This is a genomic window from Halobacterium sp. CBA1126 (genome assembly GCF_009741975.1).
Lineage (GTDB): Archaea > Halobacteriota > Halobacteria > Halobacteriales > Halobacteriaceae > Halobacterium.
The window spans coordinates 1-18,808 of sequence record NZ_WPCF01000010.1; the positions used below are offsets into that span (position 1 = coordinate 1).

Below are 18,808 nucleotides of genomic sequence, written 5' to 3' on the forward strand. Positions count from 1 at the left end.
AGCCGCCCGAGCCGTCGTCGGCGCCCGCCGAGGGCTGGCTGAGGTCGACGGTCGCGACCCGCGAGAGGCGCTCGCCGTTCACCGAGTAGCTGACGTTCAGCGGCACGCGCTCGACGCCCTCGTCGACGGCCGCGCTCACCTCGAAGGTCGCGAACTCGCTGGACTGCACCGAACCGACGAAGTACTCGCCGTTCGGCGGAATCGCGGACACGCCCTCGGCGTCGCCGACCGACACGAGCACGGAGCCGACGTCCGCGCTCCCGAGGTTCGCGGCGTCCCCGCTGACGCCGACCGTCGAGCCGTCCCGCGTGAACTCGACGCCCGTGAGCGAGATCTCCGAGACGGCCCGCGGCGAGTACCGGAGCGTCCGCTCGGCCGTCCGACGCTCACCGGCGGCAGTGTACGCGGCCTCGATTCGTACCTCGCCGGCGGGAATCCGGTCGCCGTCGAGCGTCACGGTCCGCGTCCCCTCGGCGGGCACGTCCTCGCCGAGCGCGCGAGCGACGACCTCGCCGCCGCTGAACGCGCGCACCTCGACGTCCCGGAGCTCGACGTTCCCGTACTCGGTCAGCGACGCCTCGATGGCGGCCGTGCCGTTCACCGACGTCGGCGTCGCGGTCAGCGCCGCGTCCACGTTGGTCTCGGCCACGTCGACAGTCACGTTGCGGTCGACGGTTCGCGTCACCCCCTCGCTCGTCTTGTACGTCAGCGTCGCCGCGAGCGTCCGCTCGCCCGCCTCCGGGAACGTCACGCGGTACTCGTGGGTGACCTGCGACCCCGACGGGATGGACGCGCTCACGCGCTCGGCGTTGTCGACGCTCGCGTCCCCGGCCAGCTCCAGCCGGACGTTCGAGAGGACGCCCTCGTCGCCGTTCGAGACGGAGGCGTTCACGGTGCTCTCCTGTCCCGCGACGAGGTCGGGCGTCGAGAACGACACCACGGCCTCGTCGGGCTCCTCGACGTCGACGTACAGCGGGTAGTTGATGCGCTGGTAGTCGCCGTCGTCGTCGCGCACCACGACGTGGACCGTGAGCCGGCGCTCCCCGGGCGAGCCGATGCTCACCGTCAGCGGCACGTCGAGCGTCTGGCCGGCGGCGATCGCGCCGACGTTCTCGATGCGGCCGTACTCGGTCGTGCTCCCGGCCTTCCGCACGTACACGTCGGTCACGTCGACGGAGCCGGAGCTGCTCTGTAGGTTCGCGACGGTCGTCGTCAGCGTGAACGGCTCGCCGGGCGCCGGCTGGTCGACGGACGTCTCCACGGACTGGACGGCGACGTCGGTCTGCGCGGCGCTCCCCACGGCGACGACCGCGCCGACCGACGACGCGACCAGCAACCCGACGACCGCCAGTACGGCGCTTCGCTTCACGGCTCTCCCCCCGCAGTGGCTCGACAAACGGCCCGCGTGGCCACCTCTCGGGAGCCGCGCGCAGCCGCCGGCCCGGTCGGTACCGTCTCGCCGGTCTGTCCTCGCGGTATCACGTTCCCGTGGACGGAGCCCGGCAACTTAGGAGTAGTAGTTTGGCGAACCTTTCGTCGAGCGCCAACACGCCCGCGCGAGTGAGTCGGCGGAAGTCACTGCTGGAAGCGCAACCATCCTCGGGCCGTAGCGAGAAGACGAGGTATGCGTGACTCCAACCGCGAGTGGGTGTTCGCCGAGCGACCCGACGGTGAGCCGGACATGGACAGCTTCGAACTCCGCGAAAGCGACGTACCGAGCCCAAAGCACGGCGAGGTGCTCGTCCGCGTGCGGTATCTCTCCGTCGACCCGTACATGCGGGGTCGGATGCGGGACGCCGAGTCGTACGCCGAGCCGTGGACGGTCGGCGACCCGATGGAGGGCGCCGTCGTCGGCGAGGTCGTCGAGAGCAAGACCGACGCGTACGAGGCCGGCGACCTCGTGACCGGCAACGGGACGTGGGCGGACTACAGCGTCCTCGACGCCGACGAGGTCGCCCCCGTCGACCCCTCGGTCGCGTCCCCGGAGGCGTATCTGGGCGTGCTCGGGATGCCCGGCCGGACGGCGTACTTCGGACTGTTGGATATCGGCGAACCCAAGCCCGGTGACACGGTCGTCGTCTCCGGGGCTGCGGGAGCGGTCGGGTCGGTCGTCGGACAGATTGCGAAGCTCAACGGCTGCCGCGTCGTCGGCTTCGCGGGCACCGACGAGAAGGTCGAATGGCTCACCGAGGACCTCGGCTTCGACGCCGCAATCAACTACGACGACGTCGACGACTACCGCAGTGCGCTCGACGACGCCGCACCCGGTGGCGTGGACGTCTACTTCGACAACGTCGGTGGCCCGATTACCGACGCGGTGTTCACGAAGCTGAACCTCGACGCGCGCGTCGCCGTCTGCGGCCAAATCGCCCACTACAACGACGAGTCGGTGCCGAGCGGCCCGCGGAAGCTCCCGCAGCTCATCGCGGCGCGCGCGAGAGTACAGGGGTTGCTCGTCGGCGACTACGCGCCGCGGTTCGCTGAGGCCAGCGAACAGCTCGCCGAATGGGTCGCCACCGGCGAAATCACCCACAGGGAGACCGTCGTCGACGGGCTCGAGAACGCGCCCGACGCGTTCCTCGGGCTGTTCTCTGGAGACAACATCGGAAAACAGGTCGTCGGCGTCTCTGAACCGGGCGGCGAGTAGGCGGGCGCGCGTCGAGCGTCAGTCGATGAACGACTCGATGCGCGCAAGCGCCTCCTTCAGGTCGCCGAGCCCCGTCGCGTACGTGACCCGGAGGTGGCCCTCGCCGCCAGTGCCGAAGACGCCGCCTGGGACGACGGCGACTCCCTCCTCCTCGATGAGGGCTTCGGCGAACGCCTCGCTGTCGTCCCACGGGCACTCGGGGAACACGTAGAACGCGCCCGACGCGGGGAAGCAGTCGATGCCCATCTCCTCGAACCGCGAGAGGACGAAGTTCCGGCGGCGGTCGTACTGCTCGCGCATCTCCGCGACGTCGTCGCTGCAGCTCCGCAGCGCCTCGAGGGCGGCGTGCTGTGCGGTGGTGGGCGCCGACAGCATCGTGTACTGGTGGATGCGGTTCATCGACTCGATGGCCTCCGGCGGCGCGAGCGCGTACCCGAGCCGCAGCCCCGTCATCGCGTAGGCCTTCGAGAAGCCGTTGAACACGACAGTGCGCTCGCGCATCCCCGGGAGGGTGGCGATGGAGGTGTGGTCGTGCTCGTAGGACAGCGCGGCGTAGATCTCGTCGGCGAACACGCGCAGGTCGTGCTCGCGGACGAACTCCGCGACCGGTTCGAGTTCCTCGCGGGTCATCGTCGCGCCGGTCGGGTTGTTCGGGTAACACAGCACGAGCGTGTCCGCGTCCGCGGCCCCCGACGCCTCGAGGACCTCCCGCGTGAGCTTGAACTCGTCCTCGCGGCGCGTCGGCACGTCCACGACGTCGGCGCCCGCGAGCCGCGCGGCCGGCACGTACGAGAGGTACGACGGCTGCGCGACCGCGACCGTGTCGCCCGGGTCATGGAACGCGCGGAACGCGAGGTCGACCGCCTCGCTGGCGCCCGCGGTCACGAGCACCTCCTCGTCGGCGTCGTAGTCGAGGTCGTAGTTGGCCGCGACGTGGTCGACGATCTCCTCGCGGAGCTCGCGCAGCCCGCGGTTCGGCGTGTAGGAGGTCTGCCCGCGCTCCAGCGACTCGATGGCGGCGTCCCGGGCCGCCCACGGCGGCGCGAAGTCCGGTTCGCCGACGCCCAGCGAGATGATGTCGTCCTGCTCCTCGGCGAGCTCGAAGAACCGGCGGATGCCGCTCGGCGGGACGGTCTCGAGGCGCTCGGACTCCTCGAAGCTCATGGCGAGACCGAGAGCCGGTCGTCGTCGTCGCCGTCCTCGAACTCCACGCCGCCCTCCTTGTACGTCTCCATGATGTAGTGGGTGACCGTCTGCGTGATCTCGGGGACGGGCGCGACCTGCTCGCTGATGAAGTTCGACACCTCGCTCATCGAGTCGCCCTCGACGTCCATCGCGAAGTCGTAGTCGCCGCTGACCAGCCGCAGCCCCTCCACCTCGGGGAACTTCGCGAGCCGCTGGGCGATGTCGTCGTAGCCGGTCTCGCGGTCGAGCGTGACGTTCAGCTCGACGGACGCCCGCACGCGCTCGGGCTCGATCTGGTTCCGGTCGACGATGGCGCGGTAGCCGCGGATGACGCCCTCGCTCTCCAGCTCCTGAATGGTCGCCTCGACCTCTTCGACGTCCAGGCCGGTCTGGCGGGCGAGGTCCTCGGTCGAGTACCGCGCGTTCTCGCGCAACAACGGGAGTATCTTCTCGCGACTGCTCATGCGTACCCTCCACGACAGCGAGACAAAAGGATTTCTCACCCACGGCAGATACTGACACGCCCCGACGGCGTCCGGTGCCGACGTGACACGTACGACGAACTTACTCGCCGTGAAGCACGCGGTTGACATCCTCCCCGCCCTGAAGAGCGGGGCTTTCTCCTTGATTCTCCGTAAAAATACGGCCGTGTCCGCAGGGGGAGGTATGAACGACTCAAATCAGCCCGCTCGAAGTCCGAGAACAACGACCTCGTCACGGAGAACGACGACGGGACCGTCACGGTCTCGGGGTTCACGGGCAACGAGGGGTTCGGGGACGCCTTCCGGTTCACCGGCTCGATGACGGACTTCGAGCGCACGGGCGGCGACGCCGACTTCTTCGTCCGGCTCGACGGCGAACGCGTGTCCGTCGACGACCTCCTCGACTGACCCGTCATCGTTCGGACGTAGCCTTTTCCGTCGTTGAGACGTACCTCCGAGTATGGTGTCCACAGGCGACGCAGCACCACGGTTCGAGGCGACGCTCGGAACCAGCGACCACGAGGACTTCGCGCTCGAAGAGCACCTCGGCGACGGCCCGGTCGTACTGGCGTTCTTCCCGGGCGCGTTCACGCCGCCGTGCACGAACGAGATGGTCGCGCTCCAGGACCGCCTCGGCGACTTCGAGGACGCGGGCGCGACCGTCTTCGGCGTGAGCGCCGACTCGGCGTTCTCGCAGGGCGCGTTCCGCGAGGAACACGGCATCGAGTTCGACCTCGTCAGCGACATGGCCGGCGACGCCATCCGGGAGTACGGCCTCGAGATGGACATCCCGGACCTCGGGCTGTACGGCATCGCGAACCGCGCGGTGTTCGTCCTCGACGACGACGGCGAGGTCGTCTACTCGTGGGTCGCCGACGACCCCACCAACGAGCCCGACTACGGAGCCGTCATCGACGCCGCCGAGTCGGCGTAACCCGGTTCTCGCGGTTTACGACGCTCCGTCCTGCGGTGCGGTCTCGTTCGTCACGGTGACGGTGAACGCCTGCTCGTCGGGAATCGCGTACGGCGTCCCGTCCTCGCTGACGACCCAGTCGAGGCCGAACGTCACCGTGTTGGTCTCGTTGCCGTCGACGCTGACCGTGCGCTCGCGGGCGCTGACTTCGAGCTCGCCGACGGTGACCGTCCCGTCGCTGGTGTTCCCGCCGAACGCGGCGGCGCTGGCGGTCGCCTCGCGGTCCGACCAGCTGCCGCTGCCCTCGCCGCGGTCGGCGTCGATGTCGACGTTCGCCTGCAGGCTGACCGCGGGGTCGCCGGCCCGCCGCGCGCTCATCGACATCGCGCCGACGCCCTCGGAGAGCCCGGCGACGGTGACGTTCGTGCTGGACTCGTTGCCGACCGGCACGGTCAGCGACTCGTTCTCGAGTGTGACGTTCAGCGGCTCCGCCGTCGACTTCCCGACGACGAGCCGCGTGGTCGCGACCGCGCCGCCGTCGCGGGTGTCGACGCTCGCGACGCGGAGCCGGTACAGCCCCGCGTCGAGGGCGTCCGCGGACAGCGAGAACCGCTGGTTCCAGCGGTGGAACCCGTCGCTCGGCGAGACCTCGTGTGCCGGCCCGAGGTCCACGCGAGCGACCGCTCGACCGCCCACGCGCTCGACGCCCGCGAATCCGGGCGTGTCGGCGAACGCGTCGCGGAGCGCGTCCGCGCCGGCCGCGTCGCCGCGGAACCGGTCGGCGCTCACGTACACCGAGTAGTTCGTCCGCTCGGTCGCCACCGTGACGGTAGCGTTCGCGTCGCCGGACGCCGCGTCGACGAACGTCGACTCCGTGCCGACGCGGAGGGCCTGGCGGACGACCTCGAAGGCCGCCGTCTCGTTGTCCGAGGCGGCCGTCAGCTCCCCGTCGTCGACCGCGAGTACCTCGCCGTCCGGCGTCTCGACGGCGTACGTCCCGGGCGCGAGCGTCGCGGAGTCGACGACCGCGCGGTCGTCGTCGCCGACGCACACGCGGCGCTCGACGTGGCGCTGGAAGTCGTCGTACTCGCCGGGCACCGCGACGAGGTTGAGCGTGTCGGCTGACGCATTCGGGGCCTCGAAGCCCAGGGCCTGCCCGCGGTAGACCGACTCGTTGGACGTCGGGGCGGCCTCCGCGTCGAGCGGCGTGCCGGCCGCCGCTTCGGGGAAGTCGACCGTCCAGACGTCGCTGGAGGCGTTCGGCTCGAGGTAGTTCGTCGTCGCGACGGTCGCCGACTCCCCGCTGCCCGTCGCGGCCACGATGCGGGTGCTGTCGGCGCGACTCGTCTGGAACCGCTCGGTACCGTTCGCGGCGACGCCGACGAACCGCGCCGTGCTGTCGTCGCCCCACGGCGCGCGGTCGGCGCCGACGAGGACCACGCCGTCCTCGGCGGCGAGGGCGTCGACGACGCGGGTCTCCGCGCCGGTCTCGTAGACGCGGCTCCACTCGGGCACGCCGTCACCGCCGACGCGCATCGCCCACGGCGACGGGGTGAACCCGCCGAAGCCGCCGCGGTGCCAGCCCGCGAGGACGACGCCGCCTTCGTCGGTCGCACCGCGTCCGCGACGCGGCCGCCGCTGCCGTCGTCGAACGTCTCGTTCAGCACGGGTGCGCCGGTCTCGTTCGTCCGAACGACCCACGGCGCGTCGAAGGCGACCGTGCCGGCGAGCACGAACCCGTCCTCGGTCGTCCGGAGGGCTCGCGGCGCGGCTTCCGCGTCGTACGTGTGTTCGAGCGTGCGGTCGCCGGCGGCGTCGTAGCGCGCGAGCCGGACGCCCCGTTCGGCGCGAGCGTACGCGACCGCCACGCCGTCCTCGGCACGTGCGAGGGCGAGGCCGCGGCCGAGGTAGCCCGTGGTGTTCAGCGGTTCGGTCCACTGCCGGTCGCCGTCGGGCCCGAAGCGGACGACGGCGACGCTCGTCTCGAAGGGCCGGGACGCGTTCTCGTCGACGTGGCGTTCGGTGCGAATCGCGTACGCGCCGCCGTCGTCGGCGGGCGCGACGGCCGCGATGCCGCTCCGGTTCGCCGACGACTCCTCGTACGCCCACTCGGTCTCGCCGTCCGCACCGACGCGGAGGACGGTCGCGTTGGCCGCGCGCAAGCCGGTCGCACCGGCGACGACCACGTCCCCGCCGCTCGCCTCGGCGAGCGAGGCGACGGCGAAGCGGTCCGCGGAGTAGTTCGCGACGGCGTCGCCCACCGTGGGCGCGTCGTCGGTTCCGTTCGACTCGTTCGGCGTGCTCGTCGTGTCGTTCGCCGCGTCGCTGGCGTCGGCGACGGTGGCCGTCGGCGTCGGCTCCCCGCCGAGCGGGTTTCCGACGCAGCCGGCCGTCAGGAGGGCCACGGCGACCAGCACGCACGCGAGGACCAATCGACGTCGCATGCACGCGAGGTGTCGTCGCGCCGCCACCAATAGGTTTCGCTCTCTGTCAGGGCGTGACGACGAGCTTTCCGAGGAAGCTCTCGGTGAGCATGTCGCGCTGGGCGTCGGCGGCCTCCTCGAGGTCGTAGGTCTCCGCGACCTCGATTGACAGCTCCCCGGTCTCCATGAGGTGCGCGACGCCGCGCAGCGGCACGCGCAGGTCAGGCGTGTTGAACATGCTCATGAACTGGTAGGTGACGTCCTTCTTGCGCGCCGGCGTGTCGTTCGCGAACCCCGGGTCGGGGCTGTTCTCGCCGATGCCGACGACGCGAGCGTTCTGCGCGGCGACGTCCGCGTCGAACTGGAAGTAGTCGTCGAGGCGGTGGTCGAGGACGACGTCCACGCCGCCGTCCGAGGCCGACCGCACCGCGTCTTCGAGGTCGTGGCGCGTGTAGTCGAGCACTTCGTCGGCGCCCAGCGCGGCGACGTCGTGGTGGTACTCCTGCCGCGCGGTTGTGAGCACGCGCGCACTCACTGCGTCGGCGATTTGGACGGCCGCGTGGCCGACGCCGCCGGAGCCGCCGTGGACGAGCGCGTACTCCGCGGGGTCGAGGGCGGCGTGGTCGACGAGCGCGCGCCACGCAGTGACCGCTACCACGCCGGCCGCGCCCGCTTCCACGAGGTCGGCGCCGTCGGGCAGCGAGACGGTGCGGTCGGTCGGGACGGTCGCGTACTCGGCGTACGAGCCCTGGTTGGCCGTGTTCCCGATGCCCGTCCCGTATACGCGGTCGCCGACCGCGAACGCATCGACGCCGTCGCCCGTCTCCACGACGGTGCCGGCGTAGTCGACGCCCGGCGTGAACGGGAGCGACACGGGCGTGTACGTTCCCTCGCGGTAGTAGGTGTCCACGGGGTTGACGCCCGCGGCCGCCACCTCGACGAGGAGTTCGCCCGGGCCGGGTGCGGGTCGCTCGACGTCTTCGACTCCCAGCACGTCCGGGCCGCCGTGTTCCTGTAAGCGGACTGCTCGCATACTCGCGGCCACGGCACAGGAGGGGATAAGACTACGCCCTCCGGCGGGGCGGGCGGCAAACCGGGCCGGCTGCGCGTACGCTTAAGTTACGGACGCCGCGTAGTCGAGGTATGCGCGCAGCAGTCTTACGCGAGTACGGGGAGCCGCTGGCCGTCGAGGAGGTCCCCGACCCCGAGCCCGACCCCCACGGCGTCGTCGTCTCCGTCGAAGCGTGCGGCATCTGTCGGAGCGACTGGCACGCCTGGAAGGGCCACGGCGAGTGGGCCGACGACCGCGTTGACCCCGGCCAGATTCTCGGCCACGAGCCCGCCGGCACCGTCGTCGAGGTCGGCGACGACGTGGACGGCGTGGCCGTCGGCGACCGGGTCGCGGTGCCGTTCAACCTCGGCGAGGGGTCGTGCCCGCAGTGCCGCCGCGGCCACGGGAACGTCTGCGACGACGGCTACGCGCTCGGGTTCGAACACGACGCGCAGGGCGCGTTCGCCGAGCGCGTCCACGTCCCGCACGCGGACTTCAACGCGACCGTCGTCCCCGACGCCGTGCCGATGGAAGCGGTGGCGGCACTGGGCTGCCGGTACGCGACGGCGTTCCACGCGCTCGCCCACCGCGCGGACGTCGCAGGCGGCGACTGGGTGGCCGTCCACGGCTGCGGCGGCCTCGGCCTCGCCGGCGTCCAGATTGCGAGCGCGCTCGGCGCGGGCGTGGTCGCCGTCGACGTCCGCGAGGAACCGCTCGCCCTTGCCGAACAGGTCGGCGCCGCCGAGACCGTCCGCTCGGACCGCGTGGACTCGGTGCCCGAGACGATTGCCGCGCTGACCGACGGCGGCGCGCACGTCTCGATGGACGCGCTCGGCCGCGCGGAGACCTGCCGGAACAGCGTCGACTGCCTCCGCACGCGCGGCACCCACGTCCAGGTCGGCCTGACGACCGACGCGGAGAAGGGTGAAGTCGCCTTGCCGGTCGACGAGATCACGCGCTGGGACGTCTCCGTGCTCGGCTCCCGCGGGATGCCGCCGTCCCGGTACGACGAACTGCTGCGGATGATCGCGTCCGACCAGCTCCGCCCCGAGGAACTCGTCACGGAGCGAGTGGACCTCGGCGCCGTCTCCGACCGGCTGGCGGCGATGACCGACTACGAGACCAGCGGCATCGAACTCGTCACGGAGTTCTAGGGGTTTGCCGGTTGCCGCACGCTTTTTCGGCGGGTCGTCGTAGCTAGCGACGAACATGAGCGACTCCGAGGAACTCGGCTTCGTGCAGTTCGGCGACACGGGCCTCCAGACCAGCGAGCTGCAGTTCGGGACGTGGCGGTTCGGCCGCGAGACCGAGGAGGGAACCGTCGAAATCGGGGAGAAGCGCGCGAAACGACTGCTGGACGCGTACGCCGACGCGGGCGGCCGGTACATCGACACCGCCGACGTCTACGGCGAGGGGAAGAGCGAGGAGTGGATCGGCGACTGGCTCGCCGACCGCGACCGCGAGCGGTACACCATCGCCTCGAAGATCTACTGGCAGATCCGGGACGGCGACCCGAACAGCCGCGGGAACAACCGGAAGAACCTCCGGGACCGCGTGGACGCCATCCTCGACCGCCTCGGCACCGAGTACGTCGACGTCCTCTACATCCACCGCTGGGACGACCAGACGCCGACCCGCGAGCTGATGCGCACGCTGAACGGCCTCGTCGAGGCCGGGAAGGTCCACTACATCGGCGCGTCGACGCTCCGCCCGAACGCGTGGAAGGTCGCGAAAGCGAACGAGCTCGCGCGACAGGAGGGCTGGGAGCCGTTCACGGTCGTCCAGCCCCGGTACAACCTCGTCGACCGCGAAATCGAGGGCGACTACCTCGAGATGGCCCGCAGCGAGGGGCTCGCGGTCTGCCCGTGGAGCCCGCTCGGGCAGGGCTTCCTCACGGGGAAGTACGACCGCGAGGACGGGCTCACCGGCGAGTCGACGGCCAGCGAGGACTCCCGCTGGGCGGAGAACTACCTCACCGAGCAGAACTTCGACCTCCACGACGTCCTCGACGAGGTCGCCGACGAGGTGGACGCGACGCCCGCACAGGTCGCGCTCGCGTGGCTCACCCACCGCGACGGCGTCACCGCGCCCATCGTCGGCGCGCGCACCGTCGACCAGCTGGAAGAGAACCTCGCAGCGGCCGACGTCGACCTCTCCGACGAGCAGGTCGAACGACTCACCGAAGCCAAGGGCGGCCCGTACGCCGGCCTGTAAATCGGCATACAGACCGTTTACCCCGGTATTTTCCGCGTTATCCCCGCCCCATGAGATATGTTTGGTTAATCGTGTCGTAGAAAAGGCTATTATGCTATCGTCTGTACTCTGTTTTGTCAAATAGCGTTCGATTAGGTAACCTATGGACGTAATTGGTGGTCATTCGTCGAGAATAGCACTGGGGTCGCTGGGCGGTGCGAGCGGTCGCGTCGAGGTGGGGGTAGCGTGAAGCGCTCGCTGGACACGCCGCTGCGGGCCGTCGTCCGCCGGCAGCTCCTCCGCCAGCTGCTTCGGCCGGTCGCGGCGTTCGCCGCCGTCGTCACCGCTGGCGTCGCCGGGTTCAGTTCGCTGGGCGGTGTCGGCGTCGTTGATGCGCTCTTCTGGCTGCTGGACCCCACGAGCATCGAACTCCACTTCGCCGCCCACGACGGTCCCGAGCGGCTCGTGAAGGCGTACGCTGTCGTCGTCCTCTCGGGGCTCGTCGTCGCCGGCCTCTGGATCGGCGAGACCGTGTTCTCGGCGGCGTTCGGCGGCCAGATTCAGACAGAGCTCAAACACATGCAAATCGAACAAGCGGTCGCGGACCTCCGCGGCCACGTCATCATCTGTGGGTACGGCACGTTCGGAAAAACGATCGCGCGAACGCTCCGCGACACGGACCGCGAGGTCGTCGTCATCGAATCACAGGACGCGGAGTTCCAGCGCGCACTCGACGACGACCTGCTCGCCATCCAGGGCGACGCTCGCCGCGAGGAACTGCTGACGGACGCGGGCGTCGAACGCGCCGGCGTCGTCGTCGGTGCCATCGACGACTCGAACGCGAACATCCAGATTGCGATGAACGCCAGCCAAATCGCGCCCAGCGTCCGACTGATCGTGCGCGTCGGCGACGAGACCTACGAGCAGCTCGCGCGCCGCGCCGGCGCCGACCGCGTCATCGTCCCGGAAGTCGCCAGCGCCGAACAGGTCACTGCGACGCTCTAGTAGCCGGTGCCGAGGTAGGTGTGGACGTGGTCGCCGGACTCGAGTTCGTCCACGAACGCGACCGCGAAGTCCTCCATGGAGATGTAGCTCTCGCCGTCCTCGTCGGCGACGAGTTCGCCCTCCGCGGTCCGGTACTCGCCCGTTCGCTCGCCGGGTTCGATGAGCGCCGCGGGCGCGACGTACGTCCACTCGAGGTCGTCGGCCGCGCTGATCACGTCGTAGGCGTCGATGGCCGCGCGAGCGATGGGCACCCAGTCTTCGGGGAAGTCCTCCGTCTCGACCAGTCGCGTGTCGGGGCCGACGTAGAGGCCGCCCGCGCCGCCCGTCCAGACGAGGCGGCTGACGCCCGCGTCCCGCATCCCCGCGACGACGGTTTCGGCCATCTCCACGAGCACGTCGACGTCCTCGTCCTCGCCGGGACCGAGCGCGGACGCTACCGCGTCGTGGCCCTCCGCGAAGTCCGCGACGTCGACCTCGTTGGTGGCATCGCCCGCGACGGCCTCGAAGTCCGGGTCGTCGATGCCGTCGACGTGACCGCTCCGGGAGACGCCAGTCACAGTGTGCCCGCGGGACAAGAGTTCGTCCGCTATCCGGTGGCCGATGCGTCCGCTCGCGCCGAGGAGGAGTACGTCCATGTCGTGTCTCCGTTCGTCGGGCACCGACATAGGGTTTTGCGAAGTGGCACGGAAGCTACGATTCCGGCGGCCTACTCCTCGCGCCGAGCGCGCTGGACCGCCTCGGCAATCTCGTCCGGGTGGTCGGCGGCCACTCGGAGCACGGCGTCGTGGAGTTCGCGCTTCTCCTCGTTGCGGACGCCGTCCTCGCGCAGCGTGCGTACGACGTCCAGGTCGAGGGCGTCCTCGAGCGCCGCCCACGACTCCGGCCGCGCGTACATCGGCGCCTGCTTCACGTCGCCGTATTCGAAGGCGGGCTGGTCGCTGACGTCGTCCTCGGTAGTCGTCGTCTGCTCGGACGAGGAGTCGGCCGACGGGGCTTCCTCGTCCGTCACCGACTCGACCTCGGGCTCCGGGGCCTCGGCTTCGCCGTCGGCCGTCTCCGCAGCGACGTCTGCCTGCTCGTCCGCTCCGTCGTCGCGGTCACTGCGGTCCTGCTCGGCTGCTTCGAGGTCGTCGAAGCCCATTACCGGACCACCTCCCCGCGTTCGACGATGGCCGCGAGCTCGTCGTACGCCGCGAGCTGGTCGCACTCGGGGTCGTAGTCCCGGAGCGGGACGCCCTCCTGGTGGGCGTCGTCGATGGACGCTCGGTGGCGGATGCCCGGGAGGTCGCCGTCGTACTCGCCGTCCTCGATGGCCGCCCAGTCCTCCTCGGAGAGGTACGCGAAGTTCGGGACGAGGTGGTCGATGGCGTCCCGAGTCGTGATCTCTCGGAGGAGCTTGCGGTCGCGGGTCGACTGGTCGATGCGCTTCTGGAGGTCCGAGGGGACGACCGCGAGGATGTTCAACTCGAAGTACTCGCGGGCCTCCTGCACGAGCCGGTCGAGCGTGTTCGACAGGCCGGTCTCGTAGCCGTTCTCCGGGCGCAGCGGGATGATGAGGTTGCCCGTGGCGTACATCGCGTTGTCGTTGAGCTTCCCGCGGTTGGCGGGACAGTCGATGACGACGTAGTCGTACTCCTCGCCGAGCAGCGGGTCGACGAGGTCGCGTTTCAGCCGCGTCGTCCCCATCGTCGCCTCCTTGAGCGCGGACTGCACGCTCTCCAAGTCCTCGTGGGCCGGGAACAAGTCGAGGCCGTCGGCGACCTCGACGACGTGCTCCCGCGGGTCCTCGCCTTCGAGGAGGACGGCCTCGGCGTGGTTGCTCCCGTCCTCGTCCGTGCTGTTGTACCGCTCGTCGAACCCGAGGTTGAGCGTCATGTGCCCGTTGTCGTCGAGGTCGACGACGAGCGCGCGCTCGTTGCGGTGCGCGAGTTCCCGCGCGAGGTTGAGCGCGGTGGTCGTCTTCGCGAAGCCGCCCTTCAGGATGCCGACGCTGACAGCGCGTGGTTCAGTTTGCATAGTTACCTCGTCAGGGATAGGCACCTATCGCGTCTGCGGTGCCTACGCTGAATCAGGTGGGGATTCCTCGGCATCCGGTATAAAACAACGGGAATAGGTAGCAGAGGTGGCTAAGTTAGCCACTCAAGGTACGCCACCTACCTAAGCTACAATAGGTACCTAAGGTAGCTCATCTGCCTTCGTTGGTTTACCCCCGGAACCGACGCCACACAGATGCCGCTCACGGTCGGTGCCTCGAGTGTCCAGGCAGGCTAAAACAGTACAGAGTACGGCGCGACATCAGCCACCACAACAATAGGTACCTTGTCTACGATAGCTATCTTGTCTACGATAGGTTTCTTACTCTCGATAGGCGATCGGTTGCAGACACCGCTGCCGAGGAGAGCCCGAATGAATCGGGGCTCTGCGGACCGAGTGTTCGGTCGTTCGAAGCGCTGGCCGACGAGCGGTAGCCTGCGCCCGTCGACTGGAGCTCCAGACCGAACAGTCTGAGACGCGACCGGACCCAACACCACCGAACCGCGAGATGGGTAGCGGAACATTCGCCGAACGTTCCTCGAGGAACGCTCGTGGTGGCCTAGACCGGCCACGACTGCGAAGCGGTTGGTTCGGCCCGCCGCCAACATTCTCTATTGCAATATGTGGTTTACAAGCGGCGAGTGTACGGGCACAACGCCTCGACGGCTGGGTACTCGACGTCTCGAGGCCATCGGGCCGGCCAGTCGGAGCCGGAGGGAAACTGACGACCGCGGAGCGCGGGGTCACTTCCGTAGCGAATGTCGAGGGTTGGCGCTTCGGGATCGCTTCGACTACCGACAGTCACGTGAGGCCCAGAACCGAGATAGATCGAAGACATCGAACCGAACCCGCGGCGCATCGTGTGAGTGGCGATACCTGTATTCGTGAACAGTTCGAGAGACCAAAGTCGATCGGGAGCGAGTGAGTTCCGCGAGCTGAGCGACACAGCCACGGCGCTTTGGCCACGCGCGCGCTCGTACGCGTACTCGAAAGCCTCTGGTACATCACAGTCATAAACCGTATGCTAGGATACAGACTTTGCCCAGTGCTGCTGCGTCCGCGACCGTACCGTGACGGTCGTCAGCAGCTGAACGAAGCTCGAACGAGCAGGAGTAATCGAACGGCTTCGACGGTACAGCTCGGTTCACCGCAGTTGGATAGCCGTCATCAGCTAGTACCGACAGTGGCCATAGGCGCACCCGACCGACGAGGAAATAACAAAAGTACTTCTGTTATTTTGTCTAAGTCCGGCCGGTGCGTCCGTCAAATACGAACTGGAGAATCGGCTGATCTCGGCATCGCAGTCGGCTGAGCATGCCGGTGATTCGACGGTTCGTCACCGCATAAGCCATACGGCCGCATTTGCTTCGCCGATTTCGATATTTTTCGTGAATAGCTCGAACGACGATGCGTCAGTGGGTTAGCCACGGAGCGCATATTCCGTTTCGAAAATCCGAATTATTCGCGGCCCGAGGTAATTCTCGACCGCTATACGCGGTTCATTTCACGTTGTTAGGCGTACATGGACCGACGAGACAATTCGTTGTTCGCATATCGCGAACTAGACTGAGTATTTCCCGGATAGATTGGCGAGTCAGTTACGAGTGCGAGAGGTTGAGTTCGATGATATTCTTGGCGTTCCGGAGCTGTTGTTTGAGTTCGCCCTCGATTCGCTCCTCGGACATCCGACTGGTCGGCCCCGTGACGCTGATTCCGCCGGCGACGTCGCCGTCGTGGAACACGGGGGTCGCGACGCACTTCAGGCCGTGAATCCGCTCCTCGCGGTCGTAGGAGAACCCCTCTGTGCGGATCTCGTCGAGCTCGTCGAACAGCGCCTCGCGGTCGGTAATCGTCCGCTCGGTCTTCTCGGGGAGGCCGTGGCGTTCGAGGATGGCCTCGACGCGCTCTCCGGGGAGGTTCGCGAGAATCGCCTTCCCCACGGCAGTCGTGTGGAGGAGAATCTGCTGGCCGTTGTACGAGTCGATCTTCACGGCGTTCTCGCCCTTCTTCCGGTAGATGAACGTGCCGCGGCCGTCCTGCTCGACGAGGAGGTTCGCGAGCTCGCCGGTCTCCTCGGCGAGCGCCTCCAGTTCGGGTTCGGCGACGGGGTACAGCGGCACGTTGGTCCGCGCGTACGCCCCCAGGTCGAGGAACCGGAGTCCGACCTCGTAGACGCCGTCGGTCTCGACGACGTAGCCGCGGTGTTCGAGCGTCTTCAGGTAGTTGTGGACGCTGCTCTTCGGGAGGTCGAGGGCGTCGGTCGCTTCCGTCAGCGTCGCGCCGTCGGCGTCTTTGAGGAACTCGACGAGCTCGAACGTGCGCTCGGCTGTCTTCACGGGGGCTTTCGGGCCCGTGTTCTGCTGTACCATACCGCTCCGAACGCGGGACACCGAGAAAAGTGTTCGGGAAATACGAACCGGCTCAGACGATGCGGTTCCACGGCTCCCGACCCGCACCGAGACACCGGGCGTTCGTCGCGACGAGGGCCGCGACTTTCTCGCCGTAGTTGTTCGACTGCGCCGCCGCGTGCGGCGTCACCACCACTTCGTCCATCGCCCAGAGCGGCGAATCCGCCGGTAGCGGCTCTTCCTCGAACACGTCGAGGGCTGCACCCGCGATTTCGTCGGCTTCGAGGGCGGCCCGGAGCGCGTCCTGGTCGACGATTTCGCCGCGGCTGACGTTCACGAGGTAGGCGTCGTCGCGCATCGCGGCGAGTTCGTCCGCGCCAATCAGCCCGCGCGTGGACTCCAGCAGCGGCGTGGTGAGCACGACGAACCGCGCGTCCTCGACCGCCTCTCGAATGCGGCCGACGTCGTAGACGCGGTCCAGACCGAGTGCGGACACCGGGCGGACATCGACGCCCCAGACGTCCATCCCGAGGACGCCGGCGCGCGTCGCGACGCTACTGCCGAGCGCACCGAGCCCAACGACGCAGACCGACGACGCGGCCAACTCGAAGGGGCGCTCCCACGGGATGCGCTCCCACTCGGAGTTCGCTTGCTTGTCTCGGTAGCGGTGGAGGCCCTTCGCCAGCGTCAGTAGCAGTCCGATGGCGGATTCGGCGACGAGGTCGCCCGCGACGCCGGTGCTGTTCGTGAGCGTGATACCGCGGTCCTCGTAGGCGTCCAGCGGGAAGTCCTCGTACCCCGAGCGGATGGTGTGGACCCAGTCCACGGCGTCGAGGAACTCCTCGTGGTGGTAGACGGTGACTGCGCCGTCGCAGTCGGCGAGGTCGTCGACGCTGCGAACGACGACTTCGCGGTCGAGGCCCGAGAGCTGCTCGCGGAGGTGTTCCGGCGGACACGGGTGGTCCCCCCACTCCAGAATCGCGATTCGGTCGATGGTGGACGCGTCGGCCATACAGGCCGGTCGCCGCGCGGTGTGGTAACTGTTTGGGTGGTTACCGGTTCAGCGTGTGAATCGCCTGTCCCTGCGCGTGTTCGGCGGCCTCCATCACGGCCTCCGAGAGCGTCGGGTGGGTGTGAATCGTGGACGCGACGTCCGCGAGCGTGGCGCCCATCTCGATGGCGAGGGTCACTTCGGCGACGAGTTCGCTGGCCTCCGGGCCGACGATCTGCGCGCCGAGCACGAACCCGGCGTCGCCGCCCGCGACGATTCGCACGAAGCCGTCGTCGTTGCCCGTGGTGAGCGACCGGCCGTTCGCGCGGAACGGCATCTCGCCGACGACGGGGTCGAAGCCCGCGTCCGCGGCTTCCGCCTCGGTCATTCCGACGGTCGCAATCTCGGGGTCCGTGAACACCACCTTCGGGACGGCCTGGTAGTCCAGCGCCGCGGGTTCGCCCGCGACGACTTCGGCGGCGACGACGCCCTCCTTGCTGGCCTTGTGCGCGAGCATCGGCTCGCCGGCCACGTCCCCGACTGCGAAGACGTTCTCGACGTCGGTGCGGGCCTGCTCGTCGGTTTCGAGGAAGCCGTTCTCGTTGGGTTCCAGTCCGATGGCGTCGAGTTCGAGCGTGTCCGTGACGGGTTCGCGACCGACGGCGACGAGCACCTTCTCCGCGTCGTACGTCGACTCCTCGCCGGCTTCGGTCTCGGTGGTGACGGTGACGTTGCCGTCCTCGCCCTCCCAGCCGGCCGCGCCCTCGCCGAACTGGAAGTCGATGCCGAGGGCCTCCGCGCGGGCCTTCACGACGTCCGTGAGGCGGCTGTCGTAGCCCGGCAGGACGTCGTCGAGCATCTCCACGACCGTGACGTCCGTGCCCGCCTTCGCGAACGTCGTCGAGAGCTCCATGCCGATGTAGCCCGCGCCCACGACGACGAGGTCGTCCGGGAACGCCTCGGCCGCGAGCGCGTCACGCGAGGACCACACCGGGTCGTCCTCGAACGCGAACCCCGGGACCTCGATGGGGCGGGAGCCGGTCGCGACGATGGCGTGTTCGAACTCGACGGTCTCCATCCCCTGTCCGCTGCCGCCGTGCGCGATGCGGGCGGTGTGTTCGTCCTCGAACGCCGCCGTGCCGTCGACGAGGTTGACGCCGTTGGCCTTGCAGAGCTTCTCGACGCCGCCGGTGAGCTGGTCGACGACGTCGTCTTTCCAGTCCGCCATCGCCGCCGCGTCGATCTCGGGGTCGGCCTTGACGCCCATCGCCTCGGCGTCGCCCGCGTCGTGTGCGAGGTCGGTCGCCGTGATGAACGCCTTCGAGGGGATGCAGCCGTAGTTCAGACACGTCCCGCCGTAGGCGTCGCGCTCGACGAGCGTCACGTCGAGGTCGTGTTGTGCGGCGCGAATCGCCGCGACGTACCCGCCCGGCCCGCCGCCGACGACGAGGACGTCCGTCCCGGTCGCTATGTCGCCCATTACCATACCACTCGCTTCGCGGCCCCCTGCCAAAAGTCCACGTGTTCCGGCTGCCG

Annotated in this window: 18 protein-coding genes; 7 read left to right on the forward strand and 11 right to left on the reverse strand. The window is 68.9% G+C overall.

Annotation, left to right across the window (positions count from 1 at the left end; all coding sequences use genetic code 11):
• On the reverse strand, positions 1–1,369 hold a 1,369-nt coding region (locus GJ634_RS02325; protein ID WP_157500322.1), incomplete at its 3' end, for a hypothetical protein.
• A gap of 255 nt (positions 1,370–1,624) precedes the next feature.
• On the opposite strand from GJ634_RS02325, the gene GJ634_RS02330 reads away from it, so the two are divergent.
• Positions 1,625–2,647, forward strand: coding sequence for an NADP-dependent oxidoreductase (locus tag GJ634_RS02330; RefSeq protein WP_157500323.1), 1,023 nt, complete (start codon positions 1,625–1,627; stop codon positions 2,645–2,647).
• A gap of 18 nt (positions 2,648–2,665) precedes the next feature.
• On the opposite strand, the gene GJ634_RS02335 is transcribed toward GJ634_RS02330, so the two are convergent.
• Both GJ634_RS02335 and GJ634_RS02340 read right to left on the reverse strand, forming a co-directional pair.
• Positions 2,666–3,811, reverse strand: coding sequence for a pyridoxal phosphate-dependent aminotransferase (locus GJ634_RS02335; protein WP_157500324.1), 1,146 nt, complete (start codon positions 3,809–3,811; stop codon positions 2,666–2,668).
• Positions 3,808–4,296: an Lrp/AsnC family transcriptional regulator gene (locus tag GJ634_RS02340; protein WP_157500325.1), complete on the reverse strand. Its 489-nt coding sequence runs from the start codon at positions 4,294–4,296 to the stop codon at positions 3,808–3,810. The genes GJ634_RS02335 and GJ634_RS02340 overlap by 4 nt, the downstream gene beginning before the upstream one ends.
• A gap of 478 nt (positions 4,297–4,774) precedes the next feature.
• Here GJ634_RS02340 and GJ634_RS02345 point away from each other — a divergent pair, with 478 nt between their 5' ends.
• Positions 4,775–5,248, forward strand: a complete 474-nt coding sequence (locus GJ634_RS02345) for a redoxin domain-containing protein (RefSeq protein WP_157500326.1) — start codon at positions 4,775–4,777, stop codon at positions 5,246–5,248.
• A gap of 15 nt (positions 5,249–5,263) precedes the next feature.
• On the opposite strand, the gene GJ634_RS02350 is transcribed toward GJ634_RS02345, so the two are convergent.
• Entirely contained in the window at positions 5,264–6,763 is a 1,500-nt protein-coding gene (locus GJ634_RS02350; RefSeq protein ID WP_157500327.1) for a hypothetical protein, read from the reverse strand.
• Positions 6,764–6,802: 39 nt separating this feature from the next.
• Between GJ634_RS02350 and GJ634_RS02355 the strand changes: the two genes are divergently transcribed.
• Positions 6,803–7,048, forward strand: a complete 246-nt coding sequence (locus GJ634_RS02355; protein WP_157500328.1) for a hypothetical protein — start codon at positions 6,803–6,805, stop codon at positions 7,046–7,048.
• 93 nt (positions 7,049–7,141) lie between these two features.
• Complete coding sequence (locus tag GJ634_RS02360; protein WP_157500329.1) at positions 7,142–7,468, forward strand: hypothetical protein; 327 nt, start codon at positions 7,142–7,144, stop codon at positions 7,466–7,468.
• 249 nt (positions 7,469–7,717) lie between these two features.
• Here the strand turns inward: GJ634_RS02360 and GJ634_RS02365 are convergent, their stop codons facing one another.
• Positions 7,718–8,683 carry an NADPH:quinone reductase gene (locus GJ634_RS02365; RefSeq protein WP_157500330.1) on the reverse strand — a complete coding sequence of 322 codons (966 nt, stop codon included), beginning with the start codon at positions 8,681–8,683 and terminating at the stop codon, positions 7,718–7,720.
• 110 nt (positions 8,684–8,793) lie between these two features.
• On the opposite strand from GJ634_RS02365, the gene GJ634_RS02370 reads away from it, so the two are divergent.
• The 3 genes from GJ634_RS02370 (at position 8,794) to GJ634_RS02380 (ending at position 11,899) form a co-directional block, all read left to right on the forward strand.
• Positions 8,794–9,855, forward strand: a complete 1,062-nt coding sequence (locus GJ634_RS02370; RefSeq protein WP_157500331.1) for a zinc-dependent alcohol dehydrogenase family protein — start codon at positions 8,794–8,796, stop codon at positions 9,853–9,855.
• Positions 9,856–9,910: 55 nt separating this feature from the next.
• A complete protein-coding gene (locus GJ634_RS02375) occupies positions 9,911–10,915 on the forward strand; it encodes an aldo/keto reductase (protein WP_157500332.1) in 1,005 nt (334 codons plus the stop codon).
• Between the two features lie 225 nt (positions 10,916–11,140).
• Positions 11,141–11,899 carry an NAD(P)-binding protein gene (locus tag GJ634_RS02380; protein WP_331713949.1) on the forward strand — a complete coding sequence of 253 codons (759 nt, stop codon included), beginning with the start codon at positions 11,141–11,143 and terminating at the stop codon, positions 11,897–11,899.
• Here GJ634_RS02380 and GJ634_RS02385 read toward each other — a convergent pair.
• From GJ634_RS02385 to lpdA, 6 genes are all read right to left on the reverse strand, one after another.
• Positions 11,896–12,534 carry an NAD(P)-dependent oxidoreductase gene (locus GJ634_RS02385; protein ID WP_157500333.1) on the reverse strand — a complete coding sequence of 213 codons (639 nt, stop codon included), beginning with the start codon at positions 12,532–12,534 and terminating at the stop codon, positions 11,896–11,898. The two genes, GJ634_RS02380 and GJ634_RS02385, sit on opposite strands and share 4 nt — an antisense overlap.
• Positions 12,535–12,605: 71 nt before the next feature.
• Complete coding sequence (locus tag GJ634_RS02390) at positions 12,606–13,040, reverse strand: hypothetical protein (protein WP_157500334.1); 435 nt, start codon at positions 13,038–13,040, stop codon at positions 12,606–12,608.
• On the reverse strand, positions 13,040–13,915 hold the full coding sequence (locus GJ634_RS02395; protein ID WP_157500335.1) for a ParA family protein: 876 nt from the start codon (positions 13,913–13,915) through the stop codon (positions 13,040–13,042). The genes GJ634_RS02390 and GJ634_RS02395 overlap by 1 nt, the downstream gene beginning before the upstream one ends.
• 1,616 nt (positions 13,916–15,531) lie before the next feature.
• Entirely contained in the window at positions 15,532–16,302 is a 771-nt protein-coding gene (locus tag GJ634_RS02400) for an IclR family transcriptional regulator (RefSeq protein ID WP_157500336.1), read from the reverse strand.
• A 52-nt stretch (positions 16,303–16,354) separates the two neighbouring features.
• Entirely contained in the window at positions 16,355–17,293 is a 939-nt protein-coding gene (locus tag GJ634_RS02405; protein ID WP_157500337.1) for a D-2-hydroxyacid dehydrogenase, read from the reverse strand.
• Positions 17,294–17,333: 40 nt separating this feature from the next.
• Positions 17,334–18,758: a dihydrolipoyl dehydrogenase gene (gene lpdA / locus GJ634_RS02410; protein WP_157500338.1), complete on the reverse strand. Its 1,425-nt coding sequence runs from the start codon at positions 18,756–18,758 to the stop codon at positions 17,334–17,336.
• Positions 18,759–18,808 lie beyond the last annotated feature (50 nt).

Excerpts from the sequence above, each read along its gene's own strand:
- GJ634_RS02330 (WP_157500323.1), top strand. The coding sequence starts at position 1,625 with ATGCGTGACTCCAACCGCGAGTGGGTGTTCGCCGAGCGACCCGACGGT.
- GJ634_RS02335 (WP_157500324.1), bottom strand. The coding sequence starts at position 3,811 with ATGAGCTTCGAGGAGTCCGAGCGCCTCGAGACCGTCCCGCCGAGCGGC.
- GJ634_RS02340 (WP_157500325.1), bottom strand. The coding sequence starts at position 4,296 with ATGAGCAGTCGCGAGAAGATACTCCCGTTGTTGCGCGAGAACGCGCGG.
- GJ634_RS02345 (WP_157500326.1), top strand. The coding sequence starts at position 4,775 with ATGGTGTCCACAGGCGACGCAGCACCACGGTTCGAGGCGACGCTCGGA.
- GJ634_RS02350 (WP_157500327.1), bottom strand. The coding sequence starts at position 6,763 with ATGCGCGTCGGCGGTGACGGCGTGCCCGAGTGGAGCCGCGTCTACGAG.
- GJ634_RS02365 (WP_157500330.1), bottom strand. The coding sequence starts at position 8,683 with ATGCGAGCAGTCCGCTTACAGGAACACGGCGGCCCGGACGTGCTGGGA.
- GJ634_RS02370 (WP_157500331.1), top strand. The coding sequence starts at position 8,794 with ATGCGCGCAGCAGTCTTACGCGAGTACGGGGAGCCGCTGGCCGTCGAG.
- GJ634_RS02375 (WP_157500332.1), top strand. The coding sequence starts at position 9,911 with ATGAGCGACTCCGAGGAACTCGGCTTCGTGCAGTTCGGCGACACGGGC.
- GJ634_RS02385 (WP_157500333.1), bottom strand. The coding sequence starts at position 12,534 with ATGGACGTACTCCTCCTCGGCGCGAGCGGACGCATCGGCCACCGGATA.
- GJ634_RS02390 (WP_157500334.1), bottom strand. The coding sequence starts at position 13,040 with ATGGGCTTCGACGACCTCGAAGCAGCCGAGCAGGACCGCAGTGACCGC.
- GJ634_RS02395 (WP_157500335.1), bottom strand. The coding sequence starts at position 13,915 with ATGCAAACTGAACCACGCGCTGTCAGCGTCGGCATCCTGAAGGGCGGC.
- GJ634_RS02400 (WP_157500336.1), bottom strand. The coding sequence starts at position 16,302 with ATGGTACAGCAGAACACGGGCCCGAAAGCCCCCGTGAAGACAGCCGAG.
- GJ634_RS02405 (WP_157500337.1), bottom strand. The coding sequence starts at position 17,293 with ATGGCCGACGCGTCCACCATCGACCGAATCGCGATTCTGGAGTGGGGG.
- lpdA (WP_157500338.1), bottom strand. The coding sequence starts at position 18,758 with ATGGTAATGGGCGACATAGCGACCGGGACGGACGTCCTCGTCGTCGGC.